12 protein-coding genes are annotated in these 15,217 nt (G+C 48.2%); 8 read left to right on the top strand and 4 right to left on the bottom strand.

Features of this window, described 5'->3' with window-relative positions:
* The first annotated feature begins 117 nt into the window (after positions 1-117).
* A complete protein-coding gene (gene uvrB, locus KY305_RS02045; protein ID WP_223061135.1) occupies positions 118-2,103 on the top strand; it encodes an excinuclease ABC subunit UvrB in 1,986 nt (661 codons plus the stop codon).
* Between the two features lie 7 nt (positions 2,104-2,110).
* Positions 2,111-4,984 carry an excinuclease ABC subunit UvrA gene (uvrA, locus tag KY305_RS02040; RefSeq protein ID WP_223061134.1) on the top strand — a complete coding sequence of 958 codons (2,874 nt, stop codon included), beginning with the start codon at positions 2,111-2,113 and terminating at the stop codon, positions 4,982-4,984.
* A gap of 47 nt (positions 4,985-5,031) precedes the next feature.
* On the opposite strand, the gene KY305_RS02035 is transcribed toward uvrA, so the two are convergent.
* Positions 5,032-5,271, bottom strand: a complete 240-nt coding sequence (locus tag KY305_RS02035; protein ID WP_061522686.1) for a hypothetical protein — start codon at positions 5,269-5,271, stop codon at positions 5,032-5,034.
* 200 nt (positions 5,272-5,471) lie between these two features.
* Between KY305_RS02035 and KY305_RS02030 the strand changes: the two genes are divergently transcribed.
* The 5 genes from KY305_RS02030 to KY305_RS02010 all read left to right on the top strand — a co-directional run bounded on the left by KY305_RS02030 (position 5,472) and on the right by KY305_RS02010 (position 11,438).
* The gene (locus KY305_RS02030; RefSeq protein WP_223061133.1) at positions 5,472-5,798 is read left to right on the top strand and encodes a hypothetical protein; all 327 of its coding nucleotides are present in this window, start codon (positions 5,472-5,474) and stop codon (positions 5,796-5,798) included.
* A gap of 23 nt (positions 5,799-5,821) precedes the next feature.
* Positions 5,822-6,919, top strand: coding sequence for a DUF4097 family beta strand repeat-containing protein (locus tag KY305_RS02025; RefSeq protein WP_223061132.1), 1,098 nt, complete (start codon positions 5,822-5,824; stop codon positions 6,917-6,919).
* Positions 6,920-6,923: 4 nt separating this feature from the next.
* Positions 6,924-7,118 carry a PspC domain-containing protein gene (locus tag KY305_RS02020; RefSeq protein ID WP_214802599.1) on the top strand — a complete coding sequence of 65 codons (195 nt, stop codon included), beginning with the start codon at positions 6,924-6,926 and terminating at the stop codon, positions 7,116-7,118.
* Complete coding sequence (locus KY305_RS02015) at positions 7,119-7,478, top strand: phage holin family protein (protein ID WP_214802601.1); 360 nt, start codon at positions 7,119-7,121, stop codon at positions 7,476-7,478.
* Positions 7,479-7,568: 90 nt separating this feature from the next.
* On the top strand, positions 7,569-11,438 hold the full coding sequence (locus KY305_RS02010) for a lamin tail domain-containing metallophosphoesterase family protein (protein ID WP_223061131.1): 3,870 nt from the start codon (positions 7,569-7,571) through the stop codon (positions 11,436-11,438).
* A 16-nt stretch (positions 11,439-11,454) separates the two neighbouring features.
* On the opposite strand, the gene KY305_RS02005 is transcribed toward KY305_RS02010, so the two are convergent.
* From KY305_RS02005 to nagA, 3 genes are read right to left on the bottom strand one after another with little or no spacing between them, the layout of a single operon-like run.
* On the bottom strand, positions 11,455-12,186 hold the full coding sequence (locus KY305_RS02005) for a GntR family transcriptional regulator (RefSeq protein ID WP_214802615.1): 732 nt from the start codon (positions 12,184-12,186) through the stop codon (positions 11,455-11,457).
* Between the two features lie 21 nt (positions 12,187-12,207).
* Positions 12,208-12,927 carry a glucosamine-6-phosphate deaminase gene (gene nagB / locus KY305_RS02000; protein WP_223061130.1) on the bottom strand — a complete coding sequence of 240 codons (720 nt, stop codon included), beginning with the start codon at positions 12,925-12,927 and terminating at the stop codon, positions 12,208-12,210.
* A complete protein-coding gene (gene nagA / locus KY305_RS01995) occupies positions 12,924-14,114 on the bottom strand; it encodes an N-acetylglucosamine-6-phosphate deacetylase (RefSeq protein WP_223061129.1) in 1,191 nt (396 codons plus the stop codon). Before nagA ends, nagB begins: the two co-directional genes overlap by 4 nt.
* A gap of 168 nt (positions 14,115-14,282) precedes the next feature.
* Here nagA and hprK point away from each other — a divergent pair, with 168 nt between their 5' ends.
* Positions 14,283-15,215: an HPr(Ser) kinase/phosphatase gene (gene hprK, locus KY305_RS01990; protein ID WP_223061128.1), complete on the top strand. Its 933-nt coding sequence runs from the start codon at positions 14,283-14,285 to the stop codon at positions 15,213-15,215.
* Positions 15,216-15,217 lie beyond the last annotated feature (2 nt).

Raw genomic sequence — 15,217 nt, 5'->3', positions numbered from 1 at the left:
AGAAATTAACTTGGTAAAAATAAACCATCGAACTTTAGTTCGTATTTTTAGTGATTTTTACCGTCATTGTGTTACTATATCAATAGGAAGATTTCGTAAAGAAACGGAGGCTTTTTTGTGAAAGATCGTTTTGAGTTAGTCTCGAAATACCAGCCCCAGGGAGATCAGCCGCAAGCGATTGAGAAGCTTGTCAAAGGCATTCAGGAAGGCAGAAAACACCAGACTCTTCTGGGAGCGACGGGAACGGGTAAAACCTTTACAGTGTCGAATCTCATTAAAGAAGTAAACAAACCGACACTTGTCATCGCCCATAATAAAACCCTTGCCGGACAGCTTTACAGCGAGTTCAAAGAATTTTTCCCGAACAACGCTGTTGAGTATTTTGTCAGCTACTACGATTATTATCAGCCGGAGGCGTACGTGCCTCAAACGGATACATTTATAGAGAAAGACGCAAGCATTAACGATGAAATTGATAAACTCAGGCACTCCGCGACATCCTCTCTCTTTGAACGGAGAGATGTCATTATTATCGCGAGTGTGTCTTGTATATATGGCCTCGGTTCGCCGGAAGAATACCGCGAAATGGTCGTTTCGCTCAGGACGGAAATGGAGATTGAACGGAACGAGCTGCTGAGAAAGCTTGTAGACATCCAGTATGCCCGCAATGACATCGACTTTCAGCGCGGGACGTTCCGTGTGCGCGGAGACGTTGTGGAAATCTTCCCGGCCTCCCGTGACGAACACTGCATCAGAGTCGAATTTTTCGGCGATGAAATTGAGCGGATCAGAGAGGTTGACGCGCTGACCGGAGAAATTCTCGGCGACCGCGACCATGTCGCGATCTTCCCTGCTTCCCACTTCGTCACCCGGGCCGAAAAGATGGAAAAAGCGATTGTAAACATTGAGCAAGAGCTTGAGGAGCGCCTGAAAGTCATGCATGAAAACGGCAAGCTCCTTGAAGCGCAGCGTCTGGAGCAGCGGACGAGATATGACCTTGAAATGATGCGGGAAATGGGTTTCTGCTCCGGCATTGAGAACTATTCGAGACATTTAACGCTCCGTCCGGCAGGCTCTACGCCGTATACGCTGCTTGATTATTTCCCCGACGACTTTATGATTGTCGTTGACGAATCACATGTGACGATTCCGCAGGTGCGCGGCATGTTTAACGGTGACCAGGCAAGAAAGCAGGTGCTTGTGGATCACGGCTTCCGCCTGCCGTCCGCGCTTGATAACCGTCCGCTTCGATTCGAGGAATTTGAAAAGCACATGCACAATATCGTTTATGTATCGGCTACGCCGGGACCGTACGAAATCGAACATACACCGGAAATGATCGAGCAGATCATCAGACCGACGGGGCTTCTTGATCCTATCATTGAAGTCCGTCCGATTGAGGGGCAGATTGATGATTTGATCGGCGAGATTCAGACGAGAATTGAACGGAATGAACGAGTGCTCGTCACGACGCTGACGAAAAAAATGTCAGAGGACCTGACCGATTATCTGAAGGAAATCGGCATTAAAGTCAATTACCTGCATTCCGAAATTAAGACGCTGGAACGGATTGAAATCATTCGGGATCTCCGTCTCGGCAAACACGATGTGTTAATCGGAATCAACCTGCTGAGAGAAGGGCTTGATATACCGGAAGTGTCGCTTGTCGCCATTTTGGATGCGGACAAGGAAGGGTTCCTCCGTTCCGAGCGTTCGCTGATTCAGACGATCGGCCGGGCTGCCCGAAACTCAGAAGGCCGCGTCATCATGTATGCCGACAAAATGACGCATTCCATGGAAGTCGCGATTAGTGAGACGAAACGGCGCCGTGAACAACAAGAGCGCTTTAACGAAATCCACGGCATCACGCCGCAAACGATCAATAAGGAAATACGCGATGTGATCCGCGCGACGCAAGCTGCCGAGGATAAAGAAGAATATAAAACAAAAGCCGCGCCGAAGCTGGCGAAAATGACGAAAAAAGAACGCCAGAAAGTCGTTGAGCAAATGGAACTTGAAATGAAAGAAGCAGCCAAAGCGCTTGATTTTGAGCGGGCGGCGGAGCTTCGTGACTTATTGTTAGAGCTAAAAGCGGAAGGATGATGAAAACATGGCTATAGACCGGATCGAGGTGAAAGGGGCAAGGGCGCACAACTTGAAAAACATCGATGTGACGATTCCGCGGGATAAGCTCGTCGTCGTGACGGGCTTATCCGGCTCGGGAAAATCGTCCCTTGCCTTTGATACGATATACGCAGAAGGACAGAGACGATATGTCGAATCGCTTTCTGCCTATGCGCGCCAATTTTTAGGCCAGATGGATAAGCCTGACGTTGATGCGATTGAGGGGCTTTCGCCCGCCATCAGCATCGACCAGAAGACGACAAGCCGCAATCCGAGGTCAACAGTCGGAACGGTAACGGAGATTTATGATTATCTCCGTCTTTTATATGCGAGAGTCGGTAAGCCGCACTGCCCGGAGCACGGCATTGAAATTACATCCCAAACGATCGAACAAATGGTCGACCGGATTCTTGAATATCCTGAGCGGACAAAGCTTCAAGTGCTCGCGCCGATTATATCCGGCAGAAAAGGCGCACACGTCAAAGTGCTTGAACAAATCAGAAAACAAGGCTATGTGAGAGTTCGGATTGACGGAGAAATGGCCGAACTTTCCGATGATATCGAGCTTGAGAAAAATAAAAAGCATTCCATTGAAGTTGTCATAGACCGGATTGTTGTGAAGGAAGGCGTTGCCGCGCGGCTTTCCGACTCGCTGGAAACCGCCCTCCGCTTAGGCGAAGGCCGTGTCTTAATTGATGTAATCGGCCAGGAGGAGCTGATGTTCAGTGAGCATCACGCCTGTCCGCTTTGCGGTTTTTCGATTGGCGAGCTTGAGCCGCGTCTGTTTTCGTTTAACAGCCCGTTCGGCGCATGCCCGACGTGTGACGGACTTGGCTTGAAGCTTGAGGTGGACCCGGATCTGGTCATTCCAAATCAGGAGCTGTCATTGAAGGAACATGCGATTGCGCCGTGGACGCCGATCAGTTCACAGTATTACCCGCAGCTGCTTCAGGCAGTGTGCAGCCATTACGGAATAGATATGGAGATTCCCGTCAAAGACCTGCCGAAGCATCAGCTTGATAAGGTGCTGTACGGCAGCGGCAATGAACGGATCTATTTTAAATACGAAAATGATTTCGGACAAGTGCGCGAAAATGAGATTGAATTTGAAGGCGTGCTGCGCAACATCGAGAGAAGATATAAAGAGACAAGCTCTGATTATATTCGTGAACAGATGGAGCAATATATGTCCCAGAAGCCGTGCCCGACGTGCAAAGGCTACCGCCTGAAAAAAGAAGCGCTTGCCGTCTTAGTTAACGGCCGGCATATCGGCACCATCACCGAGCTGTCCGTAGGTGACGCGCTCGAATTTTTCAAGAATCTGACGCTGTCGGAGAAAGATATGCAGATCGCCGATTTAATTTTGCGGGAAATCGTGGAACGCCTCAGTTTCTTAGACAAAGTCGGGCTCGATTATCTGACATTGAGCCGTGCGGCAGGAACCCTGTCAGGCGGGGAAGCGCAGCGTATCAGGCTTGCGACACAGATCGGTTCCCGTTTATCGGGTGTGCTCTATATTCTCGATGAACCGTCCATCGGCCTTCACCAGCGTGACAATGACCGTTTGATCAGCGCGCTGAAAAACATGAGGGATCTCGGCAATACGCTGATTGTCGTCGAGCATGATGAAGATACGATGATGGCGGCCGATTATTTAATAGACATCGGCCCCGGAGCCGGCATTCACGGCGGTCAGGTCATATCTGCGGGTACGCCTGAAGAGGTCATGAATGATGAGAAATCTTTAACCGGAAGATATTTATCAGGGGCTCAATTTATCCCGATGCCTCCGGAAAGAAGAAAACCAGACGGCCGATTCATTGAGATTAAAGGCGCTGCAGAAAACAATCTGAAAAAAGCGAATGCCAAATTCCCGCTCGGAACATTCACCGCGGTAACGGGTGTGTCCGGTTCCGGAAAAAGCACGCTCGTTAACGAAATTTTGCATAAGGCGCTGGCGCAAAAACTTCATAAAGCAAAAGCGAAACCGGGCAGCCACAAAGAGATCAAGGGGCTGGACCATCTCGATAAGGTGATCGATATCGATCAGGCGCCGATCGGCAGAACGCCGAGATCGAATCCGGCAACCTATACAGGCGTGTTTGATGACATCCGCGATGTGTTCGCGCAGACGAATGAGGCGAAGGTGCGCGGCTATAAAAAAGGCCGGTTCAGCTTCAATGTGAAGGGCGGGCGCTGTGAAGCCTGCCGCGGCGACGGAATCATTAAAATTGAGATGCACTTTTTGCCTGATGTGTACGTGCCGTGTGAAGTGTGTCACGGCAAACGCTACAACCGGGAGACGCTTGAGATCACATACAAAGGAAAAAGCATTTCCGACGTGCTCGATATGACCGTGGAAGATGCTCTGGCTTTCTTTGAAAATATCCCGAAAATCAGACGCAAACTTCAAACCCTTGCTGATGTAGGTTTAGGGTATGTGACACTCGGCCAGCCGGCGACGACGCTGTCAGGCGGAGAAGCGCAGCGCGTCAAGCTTGCTTCCGAGCTGCATAAGCGCTCAACAGGCCGTACGCTGTATATTCTGGACGAACCGACGACAGGTCTCCACGTGGATGATATCGCCAGATTGTTAGTTGTGCTTCAAAGACTTGTGGACAACGGGGATACCGTTTTGGTCATTGAACATAACCTCGATATTATTAAAACGGCGGATTATATCGTAGACTTGGGGCCGGAAGGCGGATCAGGCGGCGGTATGATCGTAGCGTCGGGGACGCCTGAAGAGGTTGCCGAAGTGAAAGGATCATATACCGGCCGATATTTGAAACCGGTCATGGAACGCGATAAAAAACGAATGAAAACCCTTCTGGCCGAAAAAGAAACAGCGGCTACGTAATATATGAATGAAAAAAGCCCAAAACTGAACGGTTTTGGGCTTCTGTTTTACAGGCTTTTTTTCTGATGGGGAAGCTGCCTGCTTAAACTCATCAGATCCTGAAGAATATGGGTGCTGCTGCTGTCCAGCAGCACTTTTATATATTGAATATCATGAGAAATGGGAGAAGGGGCTGCTTTGATTTGTTCCAGCTCAGCCAGCATTTCGTTGTTCATCCTTTTTTGTTCACGAATCAATTTCAGCAGATTTTCTTCTGTTACTTGCTCATTTCCGGGGTCTTTCTCCATTTGTATGTCCTCCTTGCATACGGTCAGGCTTTGTTACATATTGTAATCGGTTCGGGGGAAAGATTCTATAGCGAATTCTCTTAAATCAAAAATTACGCATATTGAAGCATGTCCATAGAATGAAAATGAAACCCAGAGTTTCGTCATACGTATGTATAAGGAATGGTATTTTAAACTATATCACAGGAGAGTGTTTTCATTTGAATCGCAATCAAGCGCTTATTTCATCCATCTGTTATTTCAGCGTGTTTATCGCACCGCTTATCGTTCCGATCGTGGCTTATTTTGTCGTCGATGAAAAAGAAACGAAGCGCCATGCCGTACGCGCTCTTATTTCTCACATCATTCCGTTTGCGGGAGGGCTGATTGTCATTGCCGGAGTTGTCGGCGGAGCGATCACGGCTCAGGAGGAGAGTATGCTTCCGGTTTTTGTTATGATAACAGGAGCGATTGTTTATTTTCTCATCGTCATTGGGATGGTCATTTGGAATGTTATTCAGGGAATTAAGGTTTTACGCCAGGCATAAGAAGAGATGGGGAGGAGTTTTGTATGAAGCAGGAGAAAGAACGGATTTTAAAGCTGGTGGAGGAAGGGAAGCTGACTGCGCAGGAAGCCCTTACGCTCATTGAGAAGCTGGACAATGAATATAAAGAAAAAGAAGAGCAGATCACCGCGTTATCAACGAATGTAATTGACTCTGCCGAAGAAGCGGAAAGCGGAGTCAAAGGGACCCAAAAGCCGTCACTCGGGGCTAAGCTGTTTGACTGGATTGATTCGGCCGTGAAAAAAGTGAAAGAAGCTGATCTTGATTTAAATTTCGGCCATGCATATGATGTGCAGCATATTTTCCAATTTAAAGACAGCGAATTCTCCGGCATTGACATGCAGATTGCAAACGGCAGCGTCAATATCGTGCCGTGGGCGGACGAAGATATCAGGGCGGAGTGCCAGGCAAAGGTCTACCGGGCGGACAGCCAGGAGGCTGCGCGCACCGCGTTTCTTCAGCATATCGAATGTGAAGTGAAAGGCAACAAGTTTTTTATCCGCACGGAAAAGAAAACAATGAAGACCAACGTGACGCTGTATGTTCCCCAAAAGGAGTACGATAAGATACGGGTGAAGCTGTTTAACGGCCCGATAAGAGGGGAACATTTACATGTAAAAGAATTCTCGGCGAAAACGACAAACGGCGTTCTGTCATTTTCTCATTTAACGGCTGAAAAAGCGTCGGCGGAAACGGCTAACGGACAAATCAAGCTGGCGGGGCACAAATGCGGAACGATTGAAGCGGAAACAATCAATGGCCTGATTGATTTACGCGGTGAGAGTGAAACCATTGACGTTCAAAGCTTTAACGGCAATATTACGCTCACCGTAACAGCGCCGCATTGCCGCTCCGTTTACACAAAAACCACGACCGGAAATGTGGAGCTTGCCCTGCCTGATGATGCGGCCGTTAAGGCGGAGCTGAAAAGCAATCTCGGCTCTCTCACCCACGAGCTGATTGATGCGGAGATTTTAAAGGAAAAAAACGATACAATACAAAAAGAATTGATGCTGGCGTCAAATCAAGGCCACGATCAGAGCATATCCATTTTCTCAGAATCATTAACAGGCGCAATTAAGCTAAAGCATACTCAGAGGTGATCGTATGAAAAGACTTTATCGTTCAGAAAAAAATCGTAAAATTGCGGGTGTCATCGGCGGATTGGCGGAGTATCTCAATATGGATGCGTCACTTTTGCGCATCATAGCCGTTGTCTTAACGCTTTTAACGAGCGGACTCGTACCGCTTGTTTATATTATTTGGTGTTTTGTTGTACCTTTAGAAGGAGATTTGAAATAAATGATCAAATGGGCAGTCAGCATTTTAGTAAATGCTTTATTATTAATCGTCATTGCGGGATATTTTGATTCCGTCCATATCAGCAGTATCGGAGCGGCTGTCATCGCAAGTCTGATTCTTTCTGTGTTAAATGTGCTGATCAAACCGATCATCATCATTTTGACATTGCCCGTTACTGTTGTGACACTTGGTCTCTTCTTGTTTGTCGTCAATGCCATTACCTTAATGATGACCGCGGCATTGATGGGAAGCAGCTTCCAAATCGACGGCTTCGGCACCGCCATTTGGGCATCCGTCGTCCTTTCTGTTTTTCATTTACTGATTCAAAAAGGTATATTGGAGCCGCTGAGAAAGAGATAAAAAAGAGCTGTCTGCCGGCAGCTTTTTTTATTTGCCGTTTACATAAGAGGCCTCCTCCTGACGCAACATAATGCATAGGGAGGTAATGAGATGAAATGTGTGATGACGCTCTTTTTTCTGATTGGTTTGCTTTGTGTGAGTCCTTCTGCAGACGCGGCGCACAAAGGATCGGTGACCCCCGTCATTCAGCAGGATTTCGGACAGCCGCCTCATTACATACCGCTTTTGGAGAGTCCTCCCCAAATAGAAGTGAAGGCGGAAATGAAAAGAAACCTGTTCATACAAGCTCATGTACGCGATGCCGCATATAAAGCATTTTCGGCTTTTCTGTTTTATAAACAAAGCAATGAGCTGGGGTTTAAAATGGTGCCGATGGAGCCTGCGCCCGGTTCCATTCAGGCATTTATGGCGCAGATTTCAAAACGTGAGATCTGGAATGGGGAATTAGAATATTACATTGTCTTCTCGAACGGCAAACAGCGTGCGGAATCGGAAACGAAGCGGCTGAAGCTTGACGGTTATCAAGCCGATTTGGCGCACATTCCCGAGCTGATGATTACGGAGCTGGCCGTTGATACGAAAAATGACAGCCGCGGTGACGCCTATGAATTTATTGAGGTCTATAACACAACGGACAGGCCGATTCATTTTAAAGATTATCAAATCCGCTACCGCTATCCTAAGGAAGGGCCGGAATCCGATTTAATATGGAAGCCGGCAAAAGACGCGGTCATTCCATCCGGCGGCGCCTATGTGTTTTGGCTGAGGCGCGCTTCATCAGAGCTTACAGCAGAGGATTTTAACCGTTATTACGGAACCGGCTTGAAAGAAGGGGAAAATCTTGCAGTCATTGAAGAGACGGAAGGAATGGCGAATTCACGGCCGCGGGCCGTGGTGCTGTCAACGAATACAGGAAAAGACATAGCGGTTGCGCATTACCGAAAGCATGCATTCAGGCGCCTGTCTTCTTTGCTTTATAAATATCCGCTGAACGGAACGGAAGAGCTGCTGGCGATTTCCACAAGCGAACAGAAGCCGTCACCGGGTTCCGTTTATCAGGCGCAGGTCCCTCAGCAAAAACGGCCGACCAAGCCTGATAAGGAAAAGCCGGTCATTGAAGATCTCACGAATAGAAAACCCGTCCGCCCGACGGAAAGCATTGAATTGAAAGCTGACATTCGTGACAAAAACCTTGTCAAAACGGCTGCTTTTTATTATCGGACCAATGAAAAGAAACCATTTAAAAGAATATTGGCCGAAAAAGATCGCAACGATCATTTATATCACCATATCATTTATTCTCCCGAATTGATCGGACAGGATCAGCTTGAGTATTATATCGTTGCAGGTGACGGAGAAAATGAAGCGAAAACGCCTGTTAAAATGATTGACATTGAGCAGACGAGCAAGTCACACGGTTTGCGAATGAACATTGAACCTAATGATACGATATCGGGCACACACCTGCTCAAAGCCACATCAGACATCAGCGCGGATAAGATTAAGCTGTGGATTGACGGGAAGCTTCAGCAGACACGCCCGGCACTGGAGAAAGAGGTTTATTTTGCCTTTGATACCCGAAAAACGAATCTCTATTTTCAAAATGCGGTCATGATGGAAAACGAGGTCATTAAAATTTTTGACGATCCGACCCACCGCTACCGAACGTACTCGGTTCTGCTGCCGGAGCGGCTGCTGCAAAAAGGCGGACAGACACCGAGGGTCGCGATCCGTTCAGGGTCAAAGGTGTCCCCTTATGACACGGGGGAAAATCGCGATGATTTTCTGGTGAAAAATGCCCGCCTTGTGCTTTCCGACGGAACCGTCATCAGAGACGGGGAGCAAGCTCCGGGAAAGCAGCTGTTTATCGGAGATAATCAGCGCGCGAATCACAGCATTTCTTTCCGATTCAGCCTTCCGGATCATTTGTTCACATCCCGTCTTTTGGAGTGGAATACGGCGAAGCTTTCTGAAGGCTATCACCATATTTTTGTCAGCGACGGTGAGGAACAGGTCAGTATGTCCGTGCGCGTTGATAACACGGGGCCTGAGATTGATCCCGGAATCACCGAAGGCCAAAAGGTGAAAGGAAATCTGGTGCTGCAAGCGAAAATCCGTGATACATGGAGTAAGGTTGAAGAGGTAAAAGCGTTTTTGGACGGAGAAAGCATTTCACTCCCGTACCATACGTCCTCTGCGGAGCTTGAGCCTGGAAAGCACACTCTTAAAATCAGCGCGGCTGACCTGGCCGGAAACGAGACGACGGCCGTCCGCACCTTCACCACCGTACGGGAGCAGCCGAACCAGCCTGAGCTGATCGGTCAGAAAGTAAGCGGCCATAAAGCAAAACTGTCCGTTCGTGTAAAAGATCCGACGAAGGACGCGATGGATTTATCTTTTTATCGGGGCTTCCGTTATACTGCGCGGAACCCGGGCAGCGTAAAAGTGTATAAACACGCCTCGGTGACTGAGCCGCCGAAAGGGATAAAGGAAAATGAAACGCCTTTTACCTTGCCGGAAATGAATCAGATCTCGGCAAATGACGGAAAGACAGTAACAACCGAAAATATGGAGCGCTTCCCTTATCACCGGTTTGAAGTAACGGTTGATCCGTCTGTTGATGAAACGGATCAGGCTGAAGCGGTTTGGAAAGGAAGTTCTTTGCCCGGCAGAAAGGTAACCATGTATATATGGAATTACCGGACAAGCTGCTGGCAGGAGGCTGACAGTTTTCTCGCTAAAAATAAAAAAACGTTTACCTTAAAGGCTTCCGTTTCGGCAGCTGATTTTGTGAAGCATTCTAAAATGAATGTCATCGTGCAGGACGAGATCCCGGCAAAGGGCGATTATACGTTTGTCTGGATGTCGGACACGCAGTATTATGCGAAAAGCCATCCGCATATTTTTGATAAGATGACCGAGTGGATGAAAGAAAATAAGGAAAAGCACAATATTAAATATGTATTTCACACGGGTGATATTGTCGATGATTCAACGGATATGAAACAGTGGAAAAACGCCGATCATTCGATGCGCATTCTCGATAAAGCGGGGATTCCTTACGGGGTGCTTGCCGGTAATCATGATGTCGGCCATAAGGACGGCACATACCGGACATTCGGGGATTACTTCGGCAGCCAACGTTTTGATCAGAAACTGCATTACGGCGGATCATATAAAAATAACCGCGGCCATTATGATTTAGTGTCAAGCAGCGGGAATGACTTTATTATGATTTATATGGGCTGGGGTATTACCGGCCAAGATATTGACTGGATCAACAAGGTGCTCAAGCAGTATCCTGACCGCACGGCGATTTTATGCTTTCATGAATATTTGCTTGTGAGCGGGAACAGAAGCCCGATCGGAGAGACGATTTACAAAAAAGTCGTCAAGCCGAACCGCAATGTGATGATGGTATTAAGCGGCCACTACCATAATGCAATGAGAAAAACAGACGCGCTTGATGATGACGGGGACGGAAAAGCGGACCGCCTCGTGCATCAAATCCTGACTGATTATCAGGACGGCCCGGAAGGCGGACAAGGCTACATGCGGCTGATGCAATTTGACCAGGCCTCCAATCAAGTGCATATGTTCTCCTACTCGCCGTATACAGATGACATCAATTACTATGATGCAGACCTGTTCGGCGATAAAGATGACTTCTCAGCCGGAATGGATTTAGAACCGAAAATGAAAAAGGTAGCGACCGATTACTTTGAATGCAATATCTATACGAATGAGCTGCTCGGTCATAAAAAGCACGTAAAAAGCGGAAAAACGGCACATTGGGTCTGGAACGATCTTCAGGCAGATTCCGTTTATTATTGGTATACCGTCGTGAAGGACCCGTTCAATGGCAAAACAAAATCGCCGATCTGGATGTTAAAAACGGGGAACCCGCCTTATCACCCTTCTCCAGATCAGCTTGATTTCAGGCATGTCTCCAATCCATAATGGATTGGAGATTTTTTTATTTGAGTCTGTCCATATAATGCACAAATGTGTAGCGATCGCCTCTGTATGCCGATTTGACATGCTCAAAGGCCGTGCCGTCCTGCAGGTAGGTGGTGCGCTTAATATAAAGGACGGGTGCGCCGGGCTGAATGCCGAGAAGCTCTGCTTCCTCCTGTGAGGCTGTTCCCGGTTCAAGCTCCTGCTTTGCGCGTGAAATCGGCATTTGATTGTATTCCTCGATGTGCTCATACATGGATGACCGGAAATGGGAGGCATCCAGCTTACCTGCCATGTCAAACGGGATATACGAAGCCTCGAGCGCCATCGGAATATCATTGGCCAGCCGGACGCGGATGATTTTATGAAGCATTGACGGATATCCGCATCCTAAAATAGAAGCCAATTCTTCAGTAGCCGGAATCAGCTGATATTCTGCCAATCTGCTTCCCGGCTTCATTCCGCGGCTTCTCATGTCCTCCGTAAAGCTTGTCAGACCTTGCAGCGGCTGCTCCATTTTCAGTTTGCTGACGAAAGTTCCCCGGCCTTTTTGTCTGTATAAAAACCCTTCGTTTACCAAGTTGGAAAGAGCCTGCCGCACCGTCATTCTGCTGATGCCGAACTGCTCCGCGTATTCGCGCTCCGATGGAAGCGGCGCGTCCGCTTTCAGCTCGCCGTTTTTGATTTGTGTCTTTAATTGCTCCATAATCTGAAAATAAATCGGAATCGGGGATTGTTTATCAATATGCATAGGTTAAAATCCTTTCAAGCGTCAGCCCGCAGCCTCTTCATCGATCAAGACCGTGACATCCGGGTGTAAATGCAGGGCCGAGGCGGGGAATGATTCGCTGATGTTCCCGTCCAGCAGCTGTTTTACCGCTTGAGCCTTGCTTTTCCCGGATGCCATGATCAATAGCCGCTTGCCGGACAAAATTGTTTCAATGCCCATTGTAACGGCTTTTTTCGGGACTTGATCGATTGATGGGAAGTATCGCGCATTTGCCTGCCTTGTCTCTTCGTCCAGTTCAACGACGTGCGTCCGGGATTGAAATGGCGTGCCCGGTTCATTGAAGCCGATATGGCCGTTATGCCCGATGCCCAGCAGTTGAATATCCGCGCCGCCGAGCGATTCCGCCAATCGGTCATAGCGTTCGCATTCAGCCTCAAGGTCGTTTGCCCGTCCGTCGGGAAGAAAATGGCGGTCCTTACGGCTGTCGATATGTGCAAATAAATGTGTATTCATATAATAATGATAGCTGTTTTTATCCTCAGGAGAAAGTCCCGCGTATTCATCAAGATTGATGGTGCTGACATTTTGAAATGACAGGCCTTCCGTTCGGTGCATCCGCACCAGCTCTTTATATACGCCTTCCGGTGTGCCGCCAGTCGCAAGGCCGAGGACGGCATCAGGTTTTTGCTTCATTGTTTCAGCGATGATAGCTGCGGCTTTTTGGCTTAGTTCTTCATAATTTCTGCATTTGATCACATTCATGACCAGTCAACCTCCTTTGAGATGTATGCGGCGTTTCCGCGGCAAATGGCTGCCAATACGCTGCACTGTCCGTCAGTCAGAATAATATCCGCGTCTTTTCCTTCCGCAATGCTTCCTTTGCGGTCATAGATGCCGAGCCGGCGCGCGGCATTCGCTGACGTCATATTAGCTATATCCAGCCAAGAACAATCTGTAAACCTGCGCATGAGCGCTGCGCCTTCATTCATTTTCAGGATGGAGCCTGCCAGCGTTCCGTCAGAAAGAAGGGCTGTGTTCCCGCGGACCGACACCTTCTGTCCTCCGAATTCATACACTCCGTCCTGAAGCCCTTTTGCCCGCATAGAGTCGGTTATCATGATCAGCTTTTGGCTGCCTTTCGCCAAATAAGCAAGCTTTACGGCTAAGGGATGTGAATGAATACCGTCAGTAATCAGCTCGGCCGTAATGTTCTCACAGGCAAGAGCCGTACCGATGCCCCCCGGCTCGCGATGATGGAAAGAACTCATGGCATTGTAAAGATGGGTCATATGCAGCGCGCCGGCCTCTGCCGCTTCTGTTAAAAGCTCGGAGCCTGCGTTTGTATGCCCCATTGACGGGATAATCGCTTGCCCTTTTAAATAACGGATCAAGCTGAAATCCTCGTCCTCTTCCGGTGCAAGCGTTACAATTTTGATCAGCCCTCCCGCCAGCTGCTCCCATTTTTGAAAAAGGTCCTGATCTGCGGGGGTGATCCACTGCTTTGGCTGTGCCCCGGCCTTTTTTGGCGAGACAAACGGGCCTTCTAAGTGAATGCCGAGCAGCTCTGCGCCTTTATCCGCTTGTGCGGAGGAAGATGTCCATTCTTTTGCGTTAACAAGCGCTTTTTCAATGCTTTCATGATGCTGTGTGATCGTTGTTGCTAAAAAAGATGTCGTTCCTTCTTCAGGCAGACGGGAAGACAAAGTGTCAAGAGCCGAAAAATCGGCATCCATCGTATCTGCGCCATAGCCGCCGTGGATATGAATATCAATCATACCGGGAAGCACATAAGAGTCTTTTGGCGCCTGCCACTCTTTATCGAACGTTTCTTGCGGCTTCTTGTCACCCGCATACGAAATAACCCCGTTTTTCATTCCGAGGAATCCGTTTTGGATGATTCCATTTTCTGTTACAATGCGGGCACCGCTGATTAAAATGCTTTCAGCCACTACAAACACGCCTTTCTGGATGATTTGTTATGTTTATTTTACTCCTTTTCAGACTAGTTATCTAGACCAGTTATGCCTAATTGTATAAATCTGTTTTGGTTCAGTCTCTAAAGTGATAAAATATAACTGTTCAAAGCTCGGAACATCCCAGAACAGGAGGAACATATCTTGGCAAAGGTTCGGACCAAAGACGTAATGGAGCAGTTCAATTTAGAATTGATCAGCGGAGAAGAAGGGGTTAACCGCCCGATTACGATGAGTGATTTATCACGGCCCGGTATTGAAATCGCCGGTTATTTTACATATTACCCGAGGGAACGGGTGCAGCTTCTGGGGAAAACAGAACTGTCATTTTTTGAACAGCTTCCTGACGAAGATAAGAAACAAAGAATGAAATCGCTTTGCACCGATGTCACACCTGCTATCATTCTTTCCAGAGATATGCCGATTCCGCCGGAGCTTATTGAAGCGTCCGAACAAAACGGTGTGCCGGTGCTCAGATCACCTTTAAAAACAACCAGATTGTCAAGCAGACTGACAAACTTTCTTGAAAGCCGTCTTGCGCCGACGACGGCCATTCACGGCGTGCTCGTGGACATATACGGCGTAGGCGTACTCATTACGGGTAAAAGCGGCGTCGGAAAAAGTGAAACCGCGCTGGAGCTTGTCAAACGCGGACACCGTCTTGTCGCAGATGACTGCGTCGAAATCCGTCAGGAGGATCAGGATACGCTTGTCGGCAATGCGCCTGATCTGATTGAGCATCTGCTCGAAATCAGGGGGCTCGGCATTATCAATGTCATGACGCTGTTTGGCGCCGGAGCCGTCAGAAGCAATAAACGAATTACAATCGTCATGGATCTGGAGCTATGGGAGCAAGGGAAACAATACGATCGTCTCGGACTTGAAGAAGAAAAAATAAAAATCATTGATACAGAAATTACAAAGCTTACAATCCCTGTCCGTCCCGGACGAAATCTCGCTGTCATTATCGAAGTTGCGGCGATGAACTTCAGATTAAAACGGATGGGCTTAAATGCTGCCGAGCAATTTACGCATAAGCTGGCGGATGTCATTGAAGACGGCGAACAAGACGAATAGGA

It is taken from the genome of Bacillus sp. YC2 (genome assembly GCF_019891195.1).
In the GTDB taxonomy this organism is placed as follows: domain Bacteria; phylum Bacillota; class Bacilli; order Bacillales; family Bacillaceae; genus Bacillus.
Note: the sequence above shows the minus strand (reverse complement) of the source record. Positions and strands in the feature narration are given on the sequence as shown.